The organism is Dechloromonas hankyongensis, from assembly GCF_022012295.1.
Lineage (GTDB): Bacteria > Pseudomonadota > Gammaproteobacteria > Burkholderiales > Rhodocyclaceae > Azonexus > Azonexus hankyongensis.
Genome location: NZ_JAKLTN010000001.1, coordinates 1,541,525 through 1,565,228 on the forward strand (window position 1 = coordinate 1,541,525; position 23,704 = coordinate 1,565,228).

Here is a 23,704-nt window from a genome sequence, read left to right on the forward strand (position 1 = left end):
CCGGGTAGCCCCTTTTTCGGGCGCCGGCGGTTTTGCTTTTGCTGGAAAAAACAATGAGCAAAGTACCGCTGACCGTGACTGGTGCAGAAAAACTGCGTGAAGAACTGCACCGCCTGAAAACCATCGAACGCCCGAACGTCGTGGCGGCGATTGCCGAAGCGCGTTCGCATGGCGACCTGTCGGAAAATGCCGAATACGATGCTGCCAAGGAGCGTCAGGGCTTCATCGAAGGGCGCATTCAGGAAGTCGAAGGCAAGCTGTCGAACGCCCAGATCATCGATCCGAAAATGCTCGATGCCGACGGCCGCTGCGTATTCGGTGCAACCGTCGAGATGGAAGACCAGGATAGCGGCGACAGCGTCACCTACCAGATCGTCGGTGAAGACGAGGCCGATATCAAGAACGGCAAAATTTCCGTCAATTCGCCGGTGGCCCGAGCGCTGATCGGCAAGTACGCCGGCGATATCGCCCAGGTTCAGGCCCCGGGCGGCATGCGCGAATACGAACTGATCGACGTCCGCTACGAATAAGCAGCGATGCGCCGCCTTGCCGAAGCACTGTACCTGATTGCCATTGCGCTGTGGGTCGGCGGCTTGTGGGCCATCGGCTACCTCGCGGCGCCCGTTCTTTTTTCCAGTCTGGGCGACCGGCAATTGGCCGGCATGGTGGCCGGCAAGCTGTTTGCCCTGGTGGGCTGGATAGGCCTCGGCTGCGCGGCCTACCTGATTGTTTTTGCAGTGACCCGTTCAGGCGCCGGGTTTTTTAGGAGCGCGATCTTCTGGCTGGTTTTGCTGATGGGTTTGCTGACTGCGGCCAGCCAGTTTGGCATCCAGCCGCTGATGGCGCAGCTGAAGGCCGATGCCCTGCCGCGGGAAGTGATGGAAAGCGTGCTGCGCGACCGTTTTGCCGCGTGGCACGGCATATCCAGCATTCTCTACCTGGTGCAGAGTCTGCTGGGCCTGTGGCTGGTGGTGTGGAGCGGGCGCGGACTGAAGTAATCAGCCCTGGTGGCTGCGCTTGGTACGGCGGGGGGCAGAAGTGCGGGCAGGGGCGTTCTTCTTGGCTTCGGCGGCAGCTTTTTCCGGGCAGTGGCGATAGACGACCAGCAGCTTGCCGATGTGTTGGACCGGCGCTGCCTCAAGTTGGGCGCAGATCTGTTCGTAATACGCGATACGGTCTTCACGGCTGTCGCCATAGACACGGATCTTGATCAGTTCGTGCGCCTTCAGGCAGTTGTCGATTTCCTTGAGGACGCCTTCGGTGAGGCCGTTCTCGGCGATCGAGACGACTGGATTCAGGTTGTGTGCCTGGGCGCGCAGTTCGCGGCGCTGGGCAGACGATAATTGCAGCATGGAATAACCTTTCAAAAACGGCATTTTACCGAATGAAGAGAACCAGAACCAGCAAAGCTTGGATGCGCGAGCACATCAATGACCCCTACGTCCAATTGGCCAAGAAAGAGGGTTGGCGTTCGCGGGCCGCCTTCAAGTTGATGGAGATCGACGACAAGGATCTGCTGCTTAAGCGCGGCGAGGTCGTGGTCGACCTTGGGGCAACGCCCGGCGGATGGTCGCAGGTGGCAGTCAAGCGCGTCGGCGACCAAGGACTGGTGTTTGCACTTGATCTGCTCGAAATGGAGCCAATTCATGGCGTTCATTTCATCCAGGGCGATTTCCGCGAAGAAGAGGTGCTCCAGCAGCTGGAAGAAAAGCTCGGCGACCGTCGGGTGGGGCTTGTAATGTCGGACATGGCCCCCAATATGTCTGGTGTACCCTTGGTCGATCAGGCGCGTGTCATGCACTTGGCCGAACTGGGGCTGGAGTTTTGCCGGGCCCATTTGAAACCGGATGGCGCTTTTCTGGTCAAAGTTTTCCAAGGGTCCGATTATGAGACTTTTCTGCGCTCGATGCGGGAAACGTTCAAGACTGTCGCAGTGCGGAAACCGGATGCTTCGCGCGATCGTAGCCCTGAGCTTTATTTGCTGGGCCGAGCATTACGCTGAGAGTTTGTTTAGAATGGCATTTTTATCGCTCGACGCTGTAGAAGGAGAGCAAGCTTGAACAACATGTTCAAAAACCTCGCAATCTGGCTGGTCATCGGCTTGGTGCTGATGACGGTATTCAATCAGTTCAACAACCGTCAGGTTGCGACCGGTGCAGTCGAATACTCGCAGTTCATCGAAGAAGTGAAGGCCGGCCGCATTTCCAAGGTAGTCATGGAAGGCCGCACACTGAAGGCAACGACGACCGAGGGCAAGCGCATTACCTCCTACGCGCCGCCCGATCTGTGGCTGGTTTCCGACCTCCTGAAGAATGGTGTCAAGATCGAGGCGCGGCCGGAAGAGGAGCCGTCCTTCCTGATGAACATCTTCGTCAGCTGGTTCCCGATGCTGCTGTTGATCGGCGTCTGGGTTTTCTTCATGCGCCAGATGCAGGGTGGCGGCAAGGGCGGTGCCTTCTCGTTCGGCAAGTCCAAAGCGCGCATGACAGACGAAGCCCAGAACACGATTACCTTCGTTGATGTCGCCGGTTGCGACGAGGCCAAGGAAGAAGTCCAGGAAATCGTCGACTTCCTGCGCGATCCCTCCAAATTCCAGAAACTCGGCGGTCGCATTCCCAAGGGTGTGCTGATGGTCGGCAATCCGGGTACCGGCAAGACGCTGCTCGCCAAGGCCATCGCTGGCGAGGCCAAAGTGCCGTTCTTCAGTATTTCCGGCTCGGACTTCGTGGAAATGTTCGTCGGTGTTGGTGCCGCCCGCGTTCGCGACATGTTCGAGAATGCCAAGAAGCACGCCCCGTGCATCATCTTCATCGACGAAATTGATGCCGTTGGCCGCCATCGCGGTGCCGGCCTCGGTGGTGGCAATGACGAGCGCGAGCAGACCCTGAACCAGCTGCTGGTCGAGATGGACGGCTTCGAAGGCCACACCGGGATCATCGTCATCGCCGCGACCAACCGTCCGGACATCCTTGATCCGGCGCTGTTGCGCCCGGGCCGTTTCGACCGCCAGGTTGTCGTGCCGCTGCCGGATATCCGCGGCCGCGAGGAAATCCTCAAGGTGCATATGCGCAAGGTGCCGATTGCCGGCGACGTCAAGGCTGACGTCATTGCGCGCGGCACGCCGGGCTTCTCCGGTGCCGACCTGGCCAACCTGGTCAATGAGGCGGCGCTGTTCGCCGCCCGCCGCAACAAGCGTCTGGTCGATATGGACGACTTCGAGATGGCCAAGGACAAGATCATGATGGGCGCCGAGCGCCGCAGCATGGTCATGACCGAAGACGAAAAGATGAACACCGCTTACCACGAGTCCGGCCATGCCGTGGTAGCCAAGCTGGTGCCGAAATCCGACCCGGTGCACAAGGTCACGATCATTCCGCGCGGCCGCGCCTTGGGCCTGACTATGCAGTTGCCCGAGCAAGATCGCTACGCCTATGACCGTGAATATCTGATGAGCCGCATCGCCGTGCTGTTTGGCGGCCGTATCGCCGAAGAACTGTTCATGAACCAGATGACGACCGGTGCTTCGAACGACTTCGAACGGGCAACCGCGATGGCCCGTGACATGGTGACGCGCTACGGGATGTCCGACTTGGGCGTCATGGTCTATGGGGAAAACGACGGCGAGGTCTTCCTCGGCCGTTCGGTGACCCAGCACAAGAACGTCTCGGAAGCGACCATGCAGAAGGTCGACGCCGAAATCCGCCGTATCATCGACCAGCAGTACGCCTTGGCGCGCCAGTTGCTGGAAGATAATCGCGACAAGGTCGAGGCGATGACCAAGGCGCTTCTGGAATGGGAAACCATCGACGCCGAGCAGATCGACGACATCATGGGCGGCAAACCGCCGCGTCCACCGAAGCCGTCGCAAAGCTCGTCGCGCCCTGCCGCTTCGAACGATACGCCGGGTGCGGAACCGAGCGCCGCGGCGCCGGCCTGAGCCCCACTGCCATCAATCCGGCCGGGATCATCTCCCGGCCTTTTTTGTTTTTGCCATGACCAAATTACAGTGCGGCCAGTTCCGCTTGGCGCTTGATCGCCCCCTGATCATGGGGATCGTCAATTTGACCCCTGACTCCTTTTCCGGCGACGGCTTGGTGGGCAGTGTCGATCAAGCCATACGCCACGCACGTGAGCAGTTGGAAGCCGGCTCGGATATTCTCGATATCGGTGCCGAGTCGTCGCGTCCGGGAGCCATTCCAACGCCGGAAGACGAGGAGCTGTGCCGATTGATCCCGGTTCTGCGCGAGATTACGACTTGGGGAGTCCCGGTCTCGGTGGATACCTACAAACCGGTAGTGATGCGGGCGGCCCTTGAGGCTGGCGCATCGATGATCAACGACATTACCGGCATGACTCGTCCGGGAGCGCTTGATGCGGTGGCTGGCAGCGATTGCGCCGTGTGCGTCATGCATATGCAGGGCGAGCCGGGCACTATGCAGCAGGCGCCCAGTTACGATGATGTGGTCGGCGAGGTGCGTGCCTTTCTCACGGACATGGTGCATCGTTGTCGAGCCGCCGGCATCTCCAATGAACGGCTGGTGCTGGATCCGGGTTTTGGCTTCGGCAAGACGCTGGGCCACAATCTGGCGCTGTTCCGGGTCTTGAGCGAGTGGACGGCTGAAGCCTTGCCGCTCCTGGTCGGTGTGTCGCGCAAGTCCATGCTCGGCGCGATAACCGGGCGTCCGGTCGAGCAGCGCCAGGCGGCCAGTGTTGCCGCGGCCCTCATGGCGGCCCAAAAAGGTGCGAAAATATTGCGCGTGCATGATGTCGCCGCTACCCGGGATGCCTTGGCGGTATGGGCGGCTATCGAACAGGGAGATTCCAAATGAGCAGAAAATACTTCGGTACCGATGGTGTGCGCGGCCGCGTCGGTCAATCGCCCATCACGCCGGATTTCGTGATGCGTCTGGGTTATGCGGCTGGCAAGGTCTTGCTCGGACGCAGCGAAATGCCGGCCGGCGAGCGCCCGGCGGTCTTGATCGGCAAGGATACCCGGCTGTCCGGCTACATGCTCGAATCAGCCCTTGAGGCCGGCTTTTCGGCTGCCGGGGTGGAAGTTTGCCTGGTCGGGCCGCTGCCTACGCCGGCGGTGGCCTATCTGACCCGCGCCTTGCGCCTGCAGGCCGGCATCGTCATTTCGGCTTCGCATAACCCGTACTACGATAACGGCATCAAGTTCTTTTCGGCACAAGGTACCAAGCTGCCGGACGACGTCGAGCATGCGATCGAGCGGGGCATTGACGAGCCCATGGTCTGCGCTCCTCCGGCCGAATTGGGGCGGGTGAGACGGATCGAGGATGCGCGCGGACGTTATATCGAATTCTGCAAAAGCACCTTTCCCAATGATCTCGATCTGCGCGGTCTGAAAGTCGTCGTCGATTGCGCGCATGGCGCCGCTTATCACATCGCGCCCAGCGTTTTCCACGAGTTGGGCGCCGAAGTGGTGACCATCGGCGTTCAGCCTAACGGTCTGAATATCAACGATGCGGTGGGTGCCACTGCACCGAAGGCGCTGTGCGAAGCGGTGTTGGCTAATCGTGCCGATCTCGGCATCGCCCTAGATGGCGACGCGGATCGCCTGCAGATGGTCGACGCCGAAGGCAATCTGTACGACGGTGACCAGTTGCTTTACGCCATCGTGCGTAGCCGTGCCAGTCTGGCGCCGGTCAAGGGCGTTGTCGGTACCCTGATGAGCAATCTGGCCCTCGAGCATGCCCTGGGTAAGCTTGGCATCCCCTTTGCGCGCGCTGCGGTCGGCGACCGCTATGTAGTCGAGATGCTCAACGAAAAGGGTTGGTACTACGGCGGCGAAAACTCCGGCCATATTCTCGCCCTGGATCGCCATACGACCGGTGACGGCATCGTTGCCGCCTTGCAGGTCCTGGCGGCGCTCCGCCAGTCGGGCGGCGATCTGAAATCGCTGCTGGGTGGTCTGGTGCTGTATCCGCAAAAACTGATCAATGTGCCGGTGGTGCGTGGCTTTTCCTGGAAGGATCACCCGGCGATCAATTCTGCGTTGTCGGATACCGAAACGCGCTTGGTTGGGCGTGGCCGTGTCCTTCTGCGGGCATCGGGAACCGAGCCGCTGCTCCGGGTCATGGTCGAAGGCGATGATGCCGCGGAGGTTCTTGATGCGGCTGAAAAGCTGGCTGCCGTAGTCAGGGAGTCGGCGCAGTAGGTCGCTGGCAGGCAGCTTTGTATTGACCGAAAAATCGCCAAGTCGCTATAATCCAAAAGTTTTTCGTCAACCGAATCGTTGCACCTATGCGCAAAAAGCTAGTCGCTGGTAACTGGAAAATGCACGGCAGTCTCCAGCAGAATGCAGCGCTGCTTGCGCAGGTCAAGGCTGGGGTGGCTGACTTGGCGTGCGACGTGGCGGTTTGTCCACCCTATCCCTATCTGGCTCAGGCTCAGGCGTTGCTCTCCGGCAGCGCGGTGGCTTGGGGGGCGCAGTCGGTCAGCGAGCATGCGATCGGTGCCTATACGGCTGAAGTTTCCGCTTCCATGCTGCAGGATTTTGGCTGCCGATATGTGCTGGTTGGTCATTCGGAGCGGCGAGCCCTCTATGGCGAAAGTGATGCGGTCGTTGCCGCAAAGTTTGTCGCCGCGCAGAAGGCGGGTTTGACCCCGGTGCTCTGTGTTGGCGAAACCCTGGCCGAGCGCGAGTCCGGCCTAACGGCCGAGGTGGTCTCCCGGCAGTTGTCGGCGGTGCTCGAGGTGGTCGGCGTGTCGGCCCTGGCTTTGGCGGTGATCGCCTACGAGCCGGTCTGGGCGATTGGTACGGGGGTTACCGCTACGCCGCAGCAGGCTCAGGAAGTGCATGCGGCGATCCGTCGCCAAGTGGCGGAGCTCGATGCTGTGGTAGCAGGCGGTTTGCGCATTTTGTACGGTGGTAGCGTGAAGCCGCAAAGCGCGGTTGAATTGTTTGGGCAGGCGGATGTCGATGGCGGGTTGATCGGCGGCGCTGCCTTGGTTGCGGATGATTTCCTGGCAATTTGCCGGGCGGCAAATTGATAGGCTGATACATGAACTGGTTATTTTCTCTCGTCCTGACGATCCATATCCTGGTGGCGGTCGCCATCATCGGCTTGGTGCTGATGCAGCACGGCAAGGGTGCCGATATGGGCGCGGCCTTCGGTAGTGGTGCTTCCGGTAGCCTGTTTGGCGCCACCGGCTCAGCCAATTTCCTGAGTCGCGCCACCGGTATTCTGGCTGCCGTGTTTTTCGTGACCAGTCTGACCTTGGCCTATATTGGTTCCAATAAGCCAAAAACGACTGGCAGTCTGATGCAAGAACCGGTACAATCGCAGTCTGTTTCGCAGCCGGCTACGGCGGGGGGCGAAGCGCCGGCAGCGCCTGCTGATGCAGGCTCCAAGGCGAAAGATATACCGAAGTAACGCAGGGATACTTGCCGGGCATGAAGTCCTCGCCGGGTGAGTCAAAAATACGTGCCGACGTGGTGAAATTGGTAGACACGCTATCTTGAGGGGGTAGTGGCGCAAGCTGTGCGAGTTCGAGTCTCGCCGTCGGCACCAAAAACTGGGGCAGTGGCCTGCGGGTACGCTGTTTCGAACAAGAAACTGAATATTGGCGGCGGATCATGGAAAACTACTTTCCAATCCTGATGTTCGTTCTGGTGGGGGTTGCGATTGGCGTTCTGCCTGTTGCAATGGGTTTCATACTCGCTCCTAGCCGTCCGGACCCGGAAAAGCTCTCTCCTTACGAGTGTGGCTTTGAGGCATTCGAAGATGCGCGCATGAAGTTCGATGTGCGTTATTACCTGATTGCCATTCTCTTCATTCTGTTCGACCTTGAAGTTGCCTTCCTTTTCCCGTGGGCGACGATCTTCAAAGACATTGTGGCGACAGAATCGATCAAGATGTTCGGTTTTGTTGAAATGCTGGTATTCGTTGCCATTCTGGTCATCGGCTATATCTATGCCTGGGCCAAGGGCGCGCTGGAATGGGAATAAGGCTCGAATATGGCTATTGAAGGCGTTCTTCAGGAAGGCTTCGTCACCACGACGGCTGACAAGCTGATCAACTACATGCGCACCGGCTCCTTGTGGCCGATGACCTTCGGTCTGGCGTGCTGTGCGGTCGAGATGATCCATGCGGGTGTGTCCCGTTATGACCTTGACCGTTTTGGTGTCGTGTTCCGCCCGAGCCCGCGTCAGTCCGACGTGATGATCGTGGCGGGTACCCTGACCAACAAGATGGCACCGGCACTGCGCAAGGTCTATGACCAGATGGCCGAGCCGCGTTGGGTTATTTCCATGGGCTCCTGTGCCAACGGTGGTGGTTATTATCACTACTCCTATTCCGTGGTGCGTGGCTGCGACCGCATTGTTCCCGTTGATATCTATGTGCCGGGCTGTCCGCCGACCGCCGAGGCGCTGATCTACGGGATCATTCAGTTGCAGAACAAGATACGCCGTACCAATACCATTGCTCGTTAATTGCCAAGGCTGATCGAATATGTCTGCCAAGCTGGAAACGCTTAGTGAGAACCTGCAGAAGCATTTCGGCGACAAAGTAAAGTCTCTGAAGCTGGCGCTCGGTGAAGTAACCATTGAAGTCGGTGCTGCCGACTATCTCGGCGTGATGACTGCGCTGCGCGATGAGGCGGACTTCCGTTTCGAAGAGTTGATCGATCTTTGTGGCGTCGATTACTCGACCTATGGCGACGGTGCCTGGGTAGGTCAGCGTTTCGCTGTCGTTGTTCATCTGCTGTCGGTGTCACAGAACATCCGCTTGCGCGTTCGCGTTTTTGCTGATGACGAGAGCTTTCCGTCGGTCGATTCGGTAACCGGTGTTTGGTCCACGGCCAACTGGTTCGAGCGCGAAGCCTTCGATCTCTATGGCATTGCTTTCGTTGGTCACGACGATCTGCGTCGCATCCTGACCGACTACGGCTTCATTGGTCATCCTTTCCGCAAGGATTTCCCGATCTCCGGTCACGTCGAAATGCGTTATGACCCGGATCAGGCTCGCGTGATCTACCAGCCGGTGACCATCGAGCCTCGCGAAAACACCCCGCGCATCGTGCGCGAAGATACCTACGGGGATCCGGCACATGGCTGATATCCGCAATTTCACCCTGAACTTTGGTCCGCAGCACCCGGCGGCGCACGGCGTTTTGCGTCTGGTGCTCGAGTTGGATGGCGAAGTCGTCCAGCGCGCCGACCCGCACATCGGTTTGCTGCACCGTGCCACCGAAAAGCTGGCGGAAACCCGCACTTGGGTTCAGTCCGTGCCGTACATGGATCGTCTCGACTACGTGTCGATGATGTGTAACGAGCATGCCTACTGTCTGGCAACTGAAAAGCTGCTCGGCATCGAGGTGCCGGAGCGTGGCAAGTACATCCGCGTCATGTTCGACGAAGTCACCCGTATCCTCAACCACCTGTTGTGGATCGGCTGTCACGCCCTGGACGTCGGTGCGATGACCATGGCGCTGTACACCTTCCGCGAACGCGAAGACCTGATGGACGTCTATGAGGCGGTTTCCGGTGCCCGGATGCACGCTGCATACTATCGTCCGGGTGGCGTCTATCGCGATCTGCCGGACCGCATGCCGCAGTATCAGGAATCGACCTGGACCAATGCCAAGAAGGCGAGCGAGAAGAATGAGAACCGCAGCGGTTCAGTGCTCGACTTCCTTGAGGATTTCACCAATCGGTTTCCGACCTACCATTCCGAATATCACACCCTGCTGACCGACAACCGGATCTGGAAACAGCGTCTGGTTAATGTCGGCGTCGTGACGCCGGAACGTGCCTTGCAGATGGGCTTCACCGGCGCCATGCTGCGCGGCTCGGGTATCGCTTGGGATTTGCGCAAGAAGCAGCCGTACGCTGCCTACGACAAGATCGATTTCGATGTGCCGGTCGGCGTCAATGGCGACAGCTATGACCGCTACCTGGTTCGCATGGAAGAAATGATCCAGTCGAACAACATCATCAAGCAATGTATTGCCTGGCTGCGCAAGAATCCCGGCCCGGTGATCACCGACAACAACAAGGTGGCTCCGCCGCCGCGTGAAAACATGAAGACCAACATGGAAGAGCTGATTCACCATTTCAAGCTCTTTACCGAAGGCATTCATGTCCCGGCAGGCGAAGCCTATGCTGCCGTCGAGCATCCGAAGGGCGAGTTCGGTATCTACTTCGTCTCCGATGGTGCAAACAAGCCGTACCGCATGAAGATTCGGGCGCCGGGCTTCGTCCACCTTTCCGGTCTGGATGAAATGTCCCGTGGCCACATGATTGCCGACGTCGTTACGATCATCGGCTCCCAAGATATCGTTTTTGGCGAGATTGACCGCTGATGTTTTCCGCTGAAACCCTCCAGAAATTTGCGCGCGAAGTCGCCAAGTACCCGGCTGATCAAAAGCAGTCGGCCACCATGTCCTGTCTGGCTCACGCCCAGGAAGAGAAGGGCTGGTTGCCTTCCGAGGCCATCGAGGCTGTTGCCGATTATCTCGGCATCGCCCCGATGGCTGTGTACGAGGTCGCTTCCTTCTACAACATGTACGACCTGAAGCCGGTCGGCAAGTACAAGATCACGGTCTGTACCAATCTGCCGTGCGCGCTTTCCGGTGGCTACCATGCCGGCGAATACGTCCAGAAGAAGCTCGGCATCGGCTACGGCGAAACGACGGCAGACGGCAAGTTCACGTTGAAGGAAGGCGAGTGCATGGGGGCCTGCGGTGATGCGCCGGTTTTCATCGTCAACAACCGCTCGATGTGCAGCCACATGCACCCGGAACAGATCGACAAGCTGCTTGAGGAGTGCAAATAATGGCAATGCTTGGTTCGATCAACGGCGTCCTGATGGATGGTCTGGACGGTGACAACACCTGGCATCTGAAGGATTACGTCGCCCGTGGCGGCTATGCGCAGCTGAAACGCATCCTGGAGAGCAAGATGACCCAGGAAGACGTGATCAGCGAAGTCAAGAAATCCGTGCTGCGTGGTCGTGGTGGCGCCGGTTTCCCGACTGGCCTGAAGTGGTCCTTCATGCCGCGCTCCTTCCCGGGCGACAAGTACGTCGTCTGCAATACCGACGAAGGCGAGCCGGGAACCTTCAAGGACCGCGACATCATGCGTTACAACCCGCATTCCGTCATCGAAGGCATGGCCATCGCCGCCTACGCGATGGGTGCTAACCGCGGTTACAATTACGTGCACGGCGAAGTCTGGCTCGAGTACAAGCGCTTCGAAGAGGCGCTCGACGAAGCGCGCGCTGCCGGCTTCATCGGCCAGAACATTCTCGGCTCCGGCTTCAATTTCGAACTGTTTGCCCACCACGGCTACGGTGCCTATATCTGCGGTGAAGAAACCGCGCTGCTCGAATCGATCGAGGGCAAGAAGGGCCAGCCGCGCTTCAAGCCGCCGTTCCCGGCTTCCTTTGGTCTCTACGGCAAGCCGACGACGATCAATAATACCGAAACCTTCGCTTCCATCCCCTTCATCCTGAAGATGGGCGGCGAAGAGTTCCTCAATCTGGGCAAGCCGAACAACGGCGGCACCAAGCTATTCTCGGTGTCCGGCCACGTCAATCGCCCGGGCAACTATGAAATTCCGCTCGGCACGCCGTTCTCGACCCTGCTCGAAATGTGCGGCGGGATGCGTGGCGGCCGCAAGCTGAAGGCGGTCATCCCCGGCGGCTCGTCGGCTCCGGTCATGCCCGGCGAAGTGATCATGGACTGCACCATGGACTACGACTCGATCAGCAAGGGCGGTTCGATGCTGGGTTCGGGCGCAGTCATCGTCATGGACGAGACGGTCTGCATGGTCAAGGCGTTGGAGCGTCTGTCCTTCTTCTACCACGAAGAGTCCTGCGGCCAGTGCACGCCCTGCCGTGAAGGTACGGCCTGGATGTACAAGGTGGTGCATCGCATCGAGAACGGTCTGGGCAAGCCCGAAGACCTGGATCTGCTGAACAGCGTACTCGGCAATATTGCCGGCCGTACCATCTGTGCGCTCGGTGACGCGGCAGCCTTCCCGGTGCAGAGCTTCATCAAGCACTTCGGCAAGGAATTCGAGTACCACATCGAAAACAAGACCTGTCTGGTTCCCAAGGATGTGCAATGGGCGGGCAGCGGCTTCCACAAGATTCCGGCCTGACAGGCCGCGGGTTAGTAACGAAAAAACTGGCTACAAGGTAGCGACATGCTAGAAATCGAGATCGACGGCAAAAAGGCGCAAGTGCCCGACGGCAGCACGGTGATGGACGCCGCGCAGCAGGTTGGTGTTTACATTCCGCATTTCTGCTACCACAAGAAACTTTCGATCGCCGCCAACTGCCGGATGTGTCTGGTGCAGGTGGAAAAGGCGCCGAAGCCGTTGCCGGCTTGTGCAACGCCGGTGACCAACGGCATGAAGGTATTCACCCACTCCGAACTGGCCGTCAAGGCGCAGAAGGGGGTGATGGAATTCCTGCTGATTAATCACCCGCTGGATTGCCCGATTTGCGACCAGGGTGGCGAGTGTCAGTTGCAGGATATGTCGGTCGGCTACGGCCCGATGAAGAGCCGTTACACCGAAGAAAAGCACGTTGTCTTCCACAAGAGCGTCGGTCCGCTGATCTCCATGGAAGAAATGAGCCGCTGCATCCACTGCACCCGTTGCGTCCGCTTCGGTCAGGAAATCGGTGGCATCATGGAACTCGGCATGGCCAACCGCAACATGCACTCGGAAATCATGACTTTCGTCGGTCGTTCGGTGGATTCCGAGCTGTCCGGCAACATGATCGACCTGTGCCCGGTCGGTGCGCTAACTTCCAAGCCTTTCCGCTACACCGCCCGTTCCTGGGAACTGCAGCGCCGCAAGTCGATCAGCGCGCAGGATTCCGTCGGTGCCAATCTGGTCGTTCAGGTCAAGCACGACAACGTGATGCGCGTTCTGCCGCGTGAAAACGAAGCCGTCAATGAATGCTGGATCTCCGACAAGGAGCGCTTTTCCTATCAGTCCCTGAGCTCCGATGAGCGTCTGACTAAGCCGATGGTCAAGCAGGGCGGTGAATGGAAGGAAGTCGACTGGAACGTTGCACTCGATTACGTCGCACACGGTCTGAAGGATGTCGCCCGCGAAAATGGCGGCGATTCGGTTGCCGCGCTGGCCGCACAAAGCTCGACCGTTGAAGAACTGTTCTTGCTCGGCAAGGTCATGAAGGGCTTGGGCAGCGGCAATACCGATTTCCGTCCGCGCCAGAGCGATTTTTCGTCCGACTTCAAGCGCGCCGGCGCGCCGTGGCTGGGTATGCGCCTCGCCGAGATCAAGGATCTGGACGGTGCTCTGGTGGTTGGTTCCTTCCTGCGCAAGGATCACCCGCTGATCGCCCAACGCCTGCGGCAAGCGGCCAAAAAATTTACCAAGGTCAGCCTGCTCGACGTTGCCGGCGACGATCAACTGATCAATCTGCACGCCCGCATCACCGTTGCTCCGGCCGCGCTAGCCACTGCGCTGGCCGCCGTGGTCAAGGCTGCCGCCGAGATCAAGGGCGCTGCTGTCCCGGCTGCTTTAGCAAACGTTGTTGTTTGCGATGCCAGCAAGAAGATTGCACAAAGCCTGGTCGATGGCGAGAAGCGTGCTGTCTTCCTGGGCAACGCGGCAACCCAGTCGGCAGATGCTACCCAATTGCATGCGCTGGCTCTGGAACTGGGCAAGCTGACCGGTGCCACCGTCGGGTTCCTCGGCGAAGGTGCCAACACCGTCGGTGCTCACCTGTCCTGGGCGTTGCCGTCCGGTGCCAACGCTCGCCAGATGTTCGAGCAGCCACGCAAGGCCTACGTGCTGATGGGCATCGAACCGGAATTCGATTGCGCCAATCCGCAACTGGCGCTCGGCGCACTCAAGCAGGCCAGCCTAGTTGTCTATATGTCGGCCTTCAAACACGCTCCGGCGCTGGAGTACGCCGACGTTATGCTGCCGATTGCACCCTTTACCGAAACCTCGGGTACCTTCGTCAATACCGAAGGCCGTGCCCAAAGCTTCAACGGGGTGGCCAAGGCTCGAGGCGATGCACGTCCGGCCTGGAAGATCCTGCGCGTGCTGGGCAACGTTCTCAATCTGGACGGCTTTGCCTACGCCTCTAGCGAAGAGGTTCGCGACGAGGTGCTCGGCGGCAAGGCGGTTGAATTTGTCTCCGGCCTCAGCAATGAGCTCAACGGTGTTTCCATCGTCGCGCCGGCGGTTGCTGCGAATGGCCTGCAGCGGATTGCCGATGTGCCGATCAACTTCGCCGATCCGATGGCTCGCCGCGCTCCGGCGCTGCAGCAGACGGCCGACTCGGTCGCGCCGACCGCTCGCATGAATGAGCAAACCCTGAGCCAGGTCGGCGTCGCTGACAAGGGGCAGGTTCGGGTCAAGCAAGGTTTGGGTGAGGCTGTTCTGGCCGCCAAGCTGGATAACAGCGTACCGGCCGGTTGTGTTCGTGTCGCCGCGGCACATGCGAGTACTGCGATGCTGGGCGACATGTTCGGCTCGATTTCCGTGGAGCGTGCATAAATGGACGCACTGATGAATTTCGGACAAGGCATTTTTGGCGGTGCCTGGCCTGCGGTATGGGCTCTGGTCAAAATTGTCCTGATCGTTGCGCCGATGATGCTTGGCGTCGCCTACCTGACCTACTTCGAACGCAAGGTCATTGGTTACATGCAGGTCCGTATCGGTCCCAACCGCGTCGGTCCGTGGGGCCTGATCCAGCCGATCGCCGATGGCCTGAAGCTGCTGATGAAGGAAATTATTGTTCCGGCTACCGCCAACAAGGGGATTTTCGTCATCGCTCCGATGCTGGCAATCGCTCCCGCACTGGCTGCCTGGGCTGTGGTTCCTTTTACCGATAGCCTGGTCCTGGCCAACATCGATGCCAGCCTGTTGTACATCATGGCCATCACCTCGATGGGGGTGTACGGGATCATCCTGTCTGGCTGGGCTTCCAACTCCAAGTACGCTTTCCTCGGCGCCATGCGTTCCGCAGCCCAGATGGTTTCCTACGAAATTTCGATGGGTTTCTCGCTGATCTGCGTGCTGATGGTTTCCAACAGCCTGAACCTGGTGGAAATCGTCAAGATCCAGGATCACGGGATGTTCGCCGGCTGGGGCTTGAGCTTCCTGTCCTGGAACTGGTTGCCGTTGTTCCCGATGTTCCTGGTTTATCTGATTTCCGGCGTGGCTGAAACCAACCGCGCACCGTTTGACGTGGCCGAAGGCGAGTCGGAAATCGTTGCCGGTTTCCACGTCGAATATTCCGGTATGGCCTTCGCGGTGTTCTTCCTGGCCGAATACGCCAACATGATTCTGGTCGCCGCGCTGACCTCCATCATGTTCCTCGGTGGCTGGCTGTCTCCGGTTGGTTTCCTGCCGGACGGTATCCTGTGGCTGTTCGCCAAGATGTCGGCGATCCTCTTCCTGTTCCTGTGGTTCCGCGCGACTTTCCCGCGTTACCGCTATGACCAGTTGATGCGTCTGGGCTGGAAGGTGTTTGTGCCGATCTGTCTGATCTGGCTGGTTGTTGTCGGCGTCTGGATGATGTCGCCGCTGAATATCTGGAAGTGAGGAGAGACTAATGGGTTCGATGAAGGAAATCTTCAACAGCCTCTTCCTCAAGGAATTGTTGAAGGGGATGTCGGTAACCGGCAAATATTTCTTTGCCCGCAAGATTACTGTTCAATATCCGGAAGAGAAGACGCCGCAGAGCTTCCGTTTCCGTGGCCTGCACGCGCTGCGTCGCTACGAGAATGGCGAAGAACGTTGCATCGCCTGCAAGTTGTGCGAGGCGATCTGCCCGGCCTTGGCGATCACCATCGAGGCGGAACCGCGTGACGATGGCTCGCGTCGTACCACCCGCTACGATATCGATCTGACCAAGTGCATCTTCTGCGGTTTCTGCGAAGAGGCATGCCCGGTCGATGCGATTGTTGAGACCCGCATTTTCGAATACCACGGTGAGAAGCGCGGCGATCTGTATTACACCAAGCAGATGTTGCTGGCCAACGGCGACCGCTACGAAGATCAAATCGCGAAGGATCGCGAGCTTGATTCTGCTTACCGATAACAGGTGCTAGCGATGGATTTTCAAACTGGGGTTTTCTACTTCCTGTCGGCGATTCTGATTTTCGCGAGCCTTCGCGTGATCACCGCCCGCAATCCGGTGCATGCCGCACTTCACCTGATTCTCGCCTTCTTTACCTGTGGCGGCATCTGGGCCCTGTTGCAGGCCGAGTTCCTGGCGATCGCCATCATTCTGGTTTATGTCGGCGCGGTCATGGTCCTGTTCCTGTTCGTCGTCATGATGCTGGACATCAATATCGACCGCATCCGCGAGGGGTTCTGGAACTATCTGCCGCTGGGCACGCTGCTCGGTCTGCTGATGGCCATGGAAATGGGCCTGGTCTTGGGCAGCAAGTACTTCCAGGTGCCGGCTGCCGAAGCGATGGTGCCGACCGGCGTATCCAATACCAAGAGCATCGGCGCGCTGATGTTCAGCGACTACGTCTATCCCTTCGAACTGGCTTCCTTGATCCTGCTTGTCGGCATGATCGCCGCGATCGTATTGACCCATCGCGGTCCGAAGAAATCCAGATACACCAACCCGAATCAGCAGGTCTTCGTCAAGGCGAAGGATCGTGTCCGCGTCCTGCAGATGCCGGTCGAAAAAGACTGAACCCAGGGAAGATTATGCTCAATCTGACTCTCTCGCATTTCCTGATACTGGGCGCGATCCTGTTCGCGATCAGTGTGGTCGGGATATTCCTGAACCGGAAGAACCTCATTGTCCTGCTGATGGCCATCGAACTGATGCTGCTGGCGGTGAACATGAACTTCGTGGCCTTCTCCCACTACTTGCAGGATCTGTCCGGCCAGATTTTCGTCTTCTTCATCCTGACTGTTGCTGCTGCTGAATCGGCGATTGGTCTGGCCATCCTGATCGTGCTGTTCCGCAACCTCAAGAGCATCCATGTGGATGACCTGGGCAGCCTGAAGGGTTAAACATGGAAATGCAAAAACTCTATCTGCTCGTTCCGCTGGCACCGCTGATCGGCGCCATGATCGCCGGTCTGTTCTGCCGGATCATTCCGCGCTGGGTTGCCCACACCGCCACCATCGCCGGTGTCGCCATCGCCTTCATCGCCTCGGTGATGGTCTTCAAGGATGTCCAGGCCGGGCATACCTTCAACGGTCCGGTTTACACCTGGCTGACCAGCGGCGACTACAAGTTCGAGGTGGGTTTCCTGGTTGATTCGCTGACCACGACCATGATGATCGTGGTGACCTTCGTGTCGCTGATGGTCCATATCTACACCATCGGCTACATGCAGGAAGATCCGGGCTACAACCGCTTCTTCAGCTACATCTCGTTGTTCACCTTCTCCATGCTGATGCTGGTGATGAGCAACAACTTCATGCAGCTGTTCTTCGGCTGGGAAGCCGTGGGTCTGGTCTCCTACCTGCTGATCGGTTTCTGGTACACCCGCCCGACGGCGATCTTCGCCAACATGAAGGCGTTCCTGGTCAACCGTGTCGGTGACTTCGGTTTCATCCTCGGCATCGGTCTGATCCTGACCCATTTCGGCACCCTGGACTACGCGACTGTCTTCCAGAAGGCGCCTGAATTCGCTGCCACCACGATCAGTCTGTTTGCTGACCGCGAGTGGGCTACCGTGTCCCTGATGACGGCGACCTGTATCTGTCTGTTCATTGGCGCCATGGGCAAGTCGGCCCAGGTTCCGCTGCACGTCTGGCTGCCGGACTCGATGGAAGGCCCGACCCCGATTTCCGCGCTGATTCACGCCGCGACCATGGTTACCGCCGGTATCTTCATGGTGTCCCGGATGTCGCCGCTGTTCGAGCTGTCGACCACGGCCCTGTCCTTCGTCATCGTGATTGGCGCCATCACCGCCCTGTTCATGGGCTTCCTAGGCATCATCCAGAACGACATCAAGCGTGTTGTCGCCTACTCGACGCTGTCCCAGCTCGGTTACATGACGGTGGCGCTCGGTGCCTCCGCCTACTCGGTCGCCATCTTCCACCTGATGACCCACGCCTTCTTCAAGGCATTGCTGTTCCTTGCCGCAGGTTCGGTCATCATCGGCATGCACCACGACCAGGACATCCGCAACATGGGCGGCCTGCGCAAGTACATGCCGATCACCTGGATCACTTCGCTGGTGGGTTCGCTGGCCCTGATCGGCACGCCCTTCCTGTCCGGTTTCTACTCCAAGGACTCGATCATCGAGGCGGCCCAGGTGGCTTACCACGCCGGTCAGCCGGGCGCTGCCTTTGCCTACTACGCCGTTCTTGCCGGTGTCTTCGTCACGGCTTTCTACTCCTTCCGCATGTACTTCCTGGTTTTCCACGGCGAAGAACGCTTTGGCAAGGTGGACGATGCCCATCACCATGAACATCACGGCGATCATGACGACGAGGAAGCCACGCAGGACCATCACCACGGTCTGGCTCCGGGGCAGAAACCGCACGAGACCCCCTGGGTTGTCTGGCTGCCGCTGGTTCTGCTCGCCATCCCGTCGCTGGCTATCGGCTATCTGGCAATCGAACCGATGCTGTATGGCGATTACTTCAAGGGCGTGATCTTCATCGATCACCACGCTCACCCGGCCATGGAACATCTGGCTGAAGAATTCCATGGCGCCGCGGCGATGGGTATCCACTCGCTGACCTCGTTGCCGTTCATTCTTGCCCTGTCCGGTGTCGTCGTGTCGTGGTTCTTCTACATGAAGCGTCCGGACATCCCGGCAGCCATCCAGCGCCGTTTCTCCGCGATCAATACCCTGTTCGAGAACAAGTACTACTTCGACAAGTTCAACGAAGCCGTATTCGCAGGCGGTGCCCGCCTGCTCGGCAAGGCCTTGTGGAAGGGCGGCGATGTCGCCGTGATCGACGGGCTGATCGTCAATGGTTCGGCCAAGCTGGTCGGATGGATTGCCACCGTGACCCGCCTGTTCCAGACCGGTTACGTTTATCACTACGCTTTCACCATGATCATCGGCGTCTTTGTGCTGATGACCCTGTGGATCAACCGCGCATAGCGTGAATAGTTCGCAGAAGAGCAAGGAATAACATGTCGACTTACCCGCTGCTATCTCTCGCAATCTGGATTCCGATCCTCGCCGGGGCGTTCGTGCTCGCCACCGGCAACGACCGGAACGCTCCGCTGGCGCGGATGCTTGCCCTGATCGGTGCGGTCGTTGCCTTCCTGGTGACGATTCCGCTCTGGACCAATTTCGACATCGCCAACGGCGGCATGCAATTCGTCGAACTGAAGACGTGGATCCCGCGCTTCAATATCAACTACCACCTGGGTGTCGATGGCATCTCGATGCTGTTCGTCATCCTCAACGCCTTCATCACTATCGTCGTGGTGGCGGCCGGCTGGGAAGTGATCGAGCAGAAAGTGGCCCAATACAATGCCGCTTTCCTGATCATGTCGGGCCTGATGAACGGCATTTTCACCTCGCTGGACGGCGTGTTGTTCTACGTCTTCTTCGAAGCTTCGCTGATCCCGCTGTACCTGATCATCGGCGTGTGGGGCGGCCCGAACCGCGTTTATGCCGCGTTCAAGTTCTTCCTCTATACGCTGTTCGGTTCGCTGCTGTTCCTCCTGGCGCTGATGTACCTGTTCATCCAGTCCGGCGGCAGTTTCTCCATCCTCGAATGGCATAAGCTGCCGATCGGTCTCGGTCCGCAGATCTGGTTGTTCCTGGCTTTCCTGATCGCCTTCGCCGTCAAGGTGCCGATGTGGCCGGTGCATACCTGGCTGCCGGATGCCCACGTCGAAGCGCCGACGGGTGGCTCCATCGTCCTGGCGGCCATCGCGCTGAAGCTCGGTGCCTACGGTTTCCTGCGTTTCTCGCTGCCGATCGCCCCGGATGCTTCGCATGAGCTGTCCAGCCTGGTCGTCGCGCTGTCGCTGATCGCCGTCGTCTATATCGGTTTCGTCGCCTTGGTTCAGGCCGACATGAAGAAGCTGGTCGCCTACTCTTCCATTGCCCACATGGGTTTCGTGACGCTGGGTTTCTTCATGTTCAGCGCCATGGGTATCGAAGGTGCGCTGGTGCAGATGGTTTCCCACGGCTTCGTCTCCGGTGCCATGTTTTTCTGTATCGGCGTCATGTACGACCGCGTGCATAGCCGTCAGATCGCCGATTACGGCGGCGTGGTCAATACCATGCCGAAGTTCGCGGCCCTGTTCATGTTATTCACCATGGCCAACTCCGGCTTGCCGGCGACGTCCGGCTTCGTCGGCGAATTCATGGTCATCCTCGGCGCTGTGAAGCTCAATTTCTGGGTGGCTTTCGCAGCAGCCAGCTCGATGGTCGTCGGTGCCGCCTACTCGCTGTGGATGTACAAGCGCGTGATCTTCGGCGATGTCGCCAATCACCACGTCGCCGAGCTGACCGACATCAACAAGCGCGAATTCGCCATCCTTGGGATGCTGGCCATCGCCACGCTGTGGATGGGCGTCTATCCGCAACCCTTCACCGAAGTCATGCATGCCTCGGTCAACGACCTGCTGCATCACGTTGCCATTAGCAAGATTCAATAAACGGTAGCCGACATGTTCGACAATTTCGTTGTCCCCAATCTTCTGCCCGCCGCGCCGGAAATCTTTCTGACGACGATGGCGCTCGCCATCCTGATGATCGATTTGCTGGTCAAGGACAGCCGGCGCACCGTCACCTTCGTGCTGACCCAGCTGACCCTGATCGGTTGTGCCGCGATCCAGTTCGCGACGAGCACCGGCGAGATCACCTACACCTTCAGCAACATGTTCGTCGATGACCTGATGTCCGACCTGCTGAAGCTGTTCCTGTACATGACGGTCGTCATCGTGATGTTCTACTCGCGTGCCTACATCATCGACCGCGAAACGATGAACAAGGGCGAGTACTACGTGCTGGCCCTGTTCGCCACGCTTGGCATGATGGTCATGATCTCGGCCAACCATTTCCTGACCATCTACATCGGTCTGGAGCTGCTCTCCCTGTCGCTGTACGCGATGGTTGCCATGAACCGCGATTCCGTGGTGTCCACGGAAGCCGCCATGAAGTACTTCGTTCTCGGTGCGCTGGCTTCCGGCCTGCTGCTGTACGGCATGTCGATGATCTACGGGGCGACCGGTACGCTGGAAATCACCGGCCTCGCCGAGCGTCTCTATGGTGGCGGCGTGAACAAGACCGTGATGGTCTTCGGCCTGGTCTTCCTGGTTGCCGGTCTCGCATTCAAGCTCGGCGTCGTGCCCTTCCACATGTGGATTCCGGACGTCTATCACGGCGCACCGACCTCCGTTACTCTGTTCATCGGTTCGGCACCGAAGCTGGCTGCTTTTGCCATCGTCATGCGCCTGCTGGTCAATGGCCTGATCACGATGGCGCAGGATTGGCAGGCCATGCTGGTCATCCTGTCCGTCCTGTCGATGGCGATCGGTAACCTGGCGGCCATCGCCCAGACCAACCTGAAGCGAATGTTGGCCTATTCGACCATCTCGCACATGGGCTTCATGCTGCTCGGCATCGTCACCGGGGTGGTCGGCGGCGACGCGCGCTATGCCCTGAATGCCTACAGCTCGTCGATGTTCTACGTGATCGCTTACGTGCTGACCACCGCTGGTACCTTCGGCATGATTCTCCTGATGTCGCGCGCCGGTTTTGAAGCTGACGAACTGGAAGACCTGAAGGGCCTGAACAAGCGCAGCCCGTGGTTCGCCGGCATCATGCTGATGATGATGTTCTCGCTGGCCGGTATCCCGTTCTTCATCGGCTTCTTCGCCAAGTTCTCGGTGCTGCAGGCTGTCATTGCTGCCGGCTATACCTGGCTGGCCCTGGTTGCCGTTGCCTTCTCGCTGATTGGTGCCTTCTACTACCTACGTGTCGTCAAGCTGATGTACTTCGATGCACCGGCTGACGAGACCCCGCTTACCGCCGGCATGGACATGCGTATCCTGATTTCCGCCAACGGTCTGGCTGTGGCTTTCCTGGGTATCTTCCCGCAAGTGATCATGTCGCTGTGCGCCTATGCCCTGCTGCGCTCGCTCTGATCGAGACGCAAACTGCTGAATGAGAACGCCCCGCTAGTCGGGGCGTTTTACTTTGTGGAGTCAAAAATGTCGCACGATGCACATCTGATCGAGTCGGAACTTTGCAGCGAATCTGTCTTCAAGGGGGCCTTGCTCGATGTCCGCAGGGATCGCGTGTTGCTGCCGAATGGCCAAGAGTCGGTACGGGAATACATCGTGCATCCGGGGGCCGTCGTCGTCCTGGCCTTCCTGGATAACGGCAATCTGCTCTTCGAGCGCCAGTATCGCTATCCGCTGCGCCGGGTATTCCTCGAACTACCGGCCGGCAAGATCGACCCGGGTGAAGCGATCATCGATACGGCGCGGCGCGAGCTGAAGGAGGAAACGGGTTATGTCGCTGCCGAATGGGAATATCTCGGTGTGATGCATCCGTGTATCGGTTATTCCGATGAACGCATCGAAATCTTTGCCGCGCGTGGCCTCCATCTGGCTGGCGAAAAGGAACTCGATCACAATGAGTTCCTCGATGTGATCGAGCTGTCGCCGGCTGAGGCCAGACAAGCGGTGTGGGATGGGCGGATTACCGATGCCAAGACCATCACATCGTTGTTCTGGCTGGATAAGCCCTGATATACCCTGGTCGTCTGGATTTACCCAGCGACGGGGAAAGAAAAAACCAGGCATCTAGCCTGGTTTTCTATCTTCTGGTTTCACTTTCAACGGCCTGCAGCCATTCTGTTTGTGGAGATTGCTGTTCTCCCTTTTGCCCGGAAACCGGGGCAGGAGTCTTCCTTAGTCGAGCGACAGGACCCAGTGGATGGCCGCTTTCAGATCTTCGTCGCTGATCTTGTCGGCCGGGTGCGGAATCATGGGTACTTGGCCCCAGTTGCCCGAGCCACCGTGGCGGACCTTGTCGAACAGGGCGGCGGGGGCCTTGGCATCGCCTTTGTACTTGGCGGCCACTTCCTTGTAGGCCGGGCCGACGCGCTTCTGGTCGACGGCGTGGCAGGCAACGCAGCGGGCTTTCTTGACGATGGCTTCACCATCGGCGGCCTGGGCCGACGGCATGGCGATCATGGTGGCTGCGGCGGCAAGGCCGGTCAGCATGGCTTTTTGCATTTGCTGTTTCATGAACTTTCCTTGAATTAAACGAGACCGGCCGTTTGCAATTCGGCCCATTCGGCATCAGTGAACAGTCGGGAACGGGTGATAAAGGATTTGCCCGTGCCCCCTTCGAGCGAGAAGGTGTCGCCGTTGCCGGGAATGACGTCGATGATCAGCTGCGTGTGCTTCCAGTACTCGTATTGGGCTACGGTCATGTAGAAGGGCACGTCGCCGATGTCGCCGAGGTGGATTTCGTGCTGGCCGATGGTCAGTTCGCCGGGCAGGTAGCAATTCGGGGAACTGTTGTCGCAGCAGCCGCCGGACTGGAGGAACATCAGCTCCGGCCCGTGTCGCTGTTTCAGGAGCTGGATCAGTTCCAGCGTGGCCGGGGTAGCGGTGACGCGGTCGATCATGGATTTCTCCCGAAACGGTATCTAAAAAAGGGGGGCGGTTGCCCGCCCCCGAAGAGTTGCCCGCAAAACAAAGGGGCCAGTGGAGGAGATGCCTCTGAGGTGCCGAGCAGAAGCCGTCCTGCCTTGGGTAAAGGAGACGGCGACCGG

26 protein-coding genes and 1 tRNA gene are annotated in these 23,704 nt (G+C 58.9%); 24 read left to right on the forward strand and 3 right to left on the reverse strand.

Annotation, left to right across the window (positions count from 1 at the left end; all coding sequences use genetic code 11):
- Positions 1-53: 53 nt before the first annotated feature.
- On the forward strand, positions 54-530 hold the full coding sequence (greA, locus tag LZ012_RS07315; protein ID WP_275709111.1) for a transcription elongation factor GreA: 477 nt from the start codon (positions 54-56) through the stop codon (positions 528-530).
- Positions 531-536: 6 nt separating this feature from the next.
- The gene (locus LZ012_RS07320) at positions 537-998 is read left to right on the forward strand and encodes a DUF4149 domain-containing protein (protein ID WP_275709113.1); all 462 of its coding nucleotides are present in this window, start codon (positions 537-539) and stop codon (positions 996-998) included.
- Here LZ012_RS07320 and yhbY read toward each other — a convergent pair whose 3' ends face one another.
- Complete coding sequence (gene yhbY / locus LZ012_RS07325) at positions 999-1,352, reverse strand: ribosome assembly RNA-binding protein YhbY (RefSeq protein ID WP_275709115.1); 354 nt, start codon at positions 1,350-1,352, stop codon at positions 999-1,001.
- A 32-nt stretch (positions 1,353-1,384) separates the two neighbouring features.
- On the opposite strand from yhbY, the gene rlmE reads away from it, so the two are divergent.
- The 22 genes from rlmE (at position 1,385) to LZ012_RS07435 (ending at position 22,670) form a co-directional block, all read left to right on the forward strand.
- Positions 1,385-2,002, forward strand: a complete 618-nt coding sequence (gene rlmE / locus LZ012_RS07330; RefSeq protein WP_275709117.1) for a 23S rRNA (uridine(2552)-2'-O)-methyltransferase RlmE — start codon at positions 1,385-1,387, stop codon at positions 2,000-2,002.
- A 54-nt stretch (positions 2,003-2,056) separates the two neighbouring features.
- Positions 2,057-3,937, forward strand: a complete 1,881-nt coding sequence (gene ftsH / locus LZ012_RS07335; RefSeq protein ID WP_275709119.1) for an ATP-dependent zinc metalloprotease FtsH — start codon at positions 2,057-2,059, stop codon at positions 3,935-3,937.
- Positions 3,938-3,992: 55 nt separating this feature from the next.
- The gene (gene folP / locus LZ012_RS07340; protein ID WP_275709121.1) at positions 3,993-4,829 is read left to right on the forward strand and encodes a dihydropteroate synthase; all 837 of its coding nucleotides are present in this window, start codon (positions 3,993-3,995) and stop codon (positions 4,827-4,829) included.
- Positions 4,826-6,178, forward strand: coding sequence for a phosphoglucosamine mutase (gene glmM / locus LZ012_RS07345; protein WP_275709123.1), 1,353 nt, complete (start codon positions 4,826-4,828; stop codon positions 6,176-6,178). The genes folP and glmM overlap by 4 nt, the downstream gene beginning before the upstream one ends.
- A gap of 86 nt (positions 6,179-6,264) precedes the next feature.
- Entirely contained in the window at positions 6,265-7,014 is a 750-nt protein-coding gene (gene tpiA, locus LZ012_RS07350) for a triose-phosphate isomerase (RefSeq protein WP_275709126.1), read from the forward strand.
- Positions 7,015-7,025: 11 nt separating this feature from the next.
- Complete coding sequence (gene secG, locus LZ012_RS07355) at positions 7,026-7,397, forward strand: preprotein translocase subunit SecG (RefSeq protein ID WP_275709128.1); 372 nt, start codon at positions 7,026-7,028, stop codon at positions 7,395-7,397.
- A 53-nt stretch (positions 7,398-7,450) separates the two neighbouring features.
- A tRNA-Leu gene (locus tag LZ012_RS07360) sits at positions 7,451-7,535 on the forward strand.
- Between the two features lie 62 nt (positions 7,536-7,597).
- A complete protein-coding gene (locus LZ012_RS07365) occupies positions 7,598-7,972 on the forward strand; it encodes an NADH-quinone oxidoreductase subunit A (RefSeq protein WP_275709651.1) in 375 nt (124 codons plus the stop codon).
- Positions 7,973-7,981: 9 nt separating this feature from the next.
- Positions 7,982-8,458 carry a NuoB/complex I 20 kDa subunit family protein gene (locus LZ012_RS07370; RefSeq protein WP_011286715.1) on the forward strand — a complete coding sequence of 159 codons (477 nt, stop codon included), beginning with the start codon at positions 7,982-7,984 and terminating at the stop codon, positions 8,456-8,458.
- 19 nt (positions 8,459-8,477) lie between these two features.
- Positions 8,478-9,083 (forward strand): NADH-quinone oxidoreductase subunit C, encoded by a 606-nt coding sequence (locus LZ012_RS07375; protein WP_275709130.1) that lies wholly within the window; start codon positions 8,478-8,480, stop codon positions 9,081-9,083.
- Positions 9,076-10,329, forward strand: a complete 1,254-nt coding sequence (locus LZ012_RS07380) for an NADH-quinone oxidoreductase subunit D (RefSeq protein ID WP_275709132.1) — start codon at positions 9,076-9,078, stop codon at positions 10,327-10,329. The genes LZ012_RS07375 and LZ012_RS07380 overlap by 8 nt, the downstream gene beginning before the upstream one ends.
- Entirely contained in the window at positions 10,329-10,802 is a 474-nt protein-coding gene (nuoE, locus tag LZ012_RS07385) for an NADH-quinone oxidoreductase subunit NuoE (protein WP_150427514.1), read from the forward strand. The genes LZ012_RS07380 and nuoE overlap by 1 nt, the downstream gene beginning before the upstream one ends.
- On the forward strand, positions 10,802-12,130 hold the full coding sequence (gene nuoF, locus LZ012_RS07390) for an NADH-quinone oxidoreductase subunit NuoF (RefSeq protein WP_275709134.1): 1,329 nt from the start codon (positions 10,802-10,804) through the stop codon (positions 12,128-12,130). Before nuoE ends, nuoF begins: the two co-directional genes overlap by 1 nt.
- 45 nt (positions 12,131-12,175) lie before the next feature.
- Positions 12,176-14,512, forward strand: a complete 2,337-nt coding sequence (gene nuoG, locus LZ012_RS07395) for an NADH-quinone oxidoreductase subunit NuoG (RefSeq protein WP_275709136.1) — start codon at positions 12,176-12,178, stop codon at positions 14,510-14,512.
- A complete protein-coding gene (nuoH, locus tag LZ012_RS07400; protein ID WP_275709138.1) occupies positions 14,513-15,562 on the forward strand; it encodes an NADH-quinone oxidoreductase subunit NuoH in 1,050 nt (349 codons plus the stop codon).
- Positions 15,563-15,572: 10 nt separating this feature from the next.
- A complete protein-coding gene (gene nuoI / locus LZ012_RS07405; RefSeq protein ID WP_150427518.1) occupies positions 15,573-16,061 on the forward strand; it encodes an NADH-quinone oxidoreductase subunit NuoI in 489 nt (162 codons plus the stop codon).
- 12 nt (positions 16,062-16,073) lie between these two features.
- The gene (locus LZ012_RS07410; RefSeq protein WP_275709140.1) at positions 16,074-16,670 is read left to right on the forward strand and encodes an NADH-quinone oxidoreductase subunit J; all 597 of its coding nucleotides are present in this window, start codon (positions 16,074-16,076) and stop codon (positions 16,668-16,670) included.
- A gap of 14 nt (positions 16,671-16,684) precedes the next feature.
- Entirely contained in the window at positions 16,685-16,996 is a 312-nt protein-coding gene (gene nuoK / locus LZ012_RS07415; RefSeq protein WP_275709142.1) for an NADH-quinone oxidoreductase subunit NuoK, read from the forward strand.
- Between the two features lie 2 nt (positions 16,997-16,998).
- A complete protein-coding gene (gene nuoL, locus LZ012_RS07420) occupies positions 16,999-19,053 on the forward strand; it encodes an NADH-quinone oxidoreductase subunit L (RefSeq protein ID WP_275709144.1) in 2,055 nt (684 codons plus the stop codon).
- Between the two features lie 32 nt (positions 19,054-19,085).
- Positions 19,086-20,570, forward strand: coding sequence for an NADH-quinone oxidoreductase subunit M (locus LZ012_RS07425; RefSeq protein ID WP_275709146.1), 1,485 nt, complete (start codon positions 19,086-19,088; stop codon positions 20,568-20,570).
- 12 nt (positions 20,571-20,582) lie between these two features.
- Positions 20,583-22,061, forward strand: coding sequence for an NADH-quinone oxidoreductase subunit NuoN (gene nuoN / locus LZ012_RS07430; protein WP_275709148.1), 1,479 nt, complete (start codon positions 20,583-20,585; stop codon positions 22,059-22,061).
- Positions 22,062-22,127: 66 nt separating this feature from the next.
- Positions 22,128-22,670, forward strand: coding sequence for an NUDIX domain-containing protein (locus tag LZ012_RS07435; protein WP_275709150.1), 543 nt, complete (start codon positions 22,128-22,130; stop codon positions 22,668-22,670).
- 162 nt (positions 22,671-22,832) lie between these two features.
- On the opposite strand, the gene LZ012_RS07440 is transcribed toward LZ012_RS07435, so the two are convergent.
- Both LZ012_RS07440 and LZ012_RS07445 read right to left on the reverse strand, forming a co-directional pair.
- Entirely contained in the window at positions 22,833-23,171 is a 339-nt protein-coding gene (locus LZ012_RS07440) for a c-type cytochrome (RefSeq protein WP_275709152.1), read from the reverse strand.
- Between the two features lie 14 nt (positions 23,172-23,185).
- The gene (locus LZ012_RS07445; protein WP_275709154.1) at positions 23,186-23,557 is read right to left on the reverse strand and encodes a DUF779 domain-containing protein; all 372 of its coding nucleotides are present in this window, start codon (positions 23,555-23,557) and stop codon (positions 23,186-23,188) included.
- Positions 23,558-23,704: the final 147 nt, after the last annotated feature.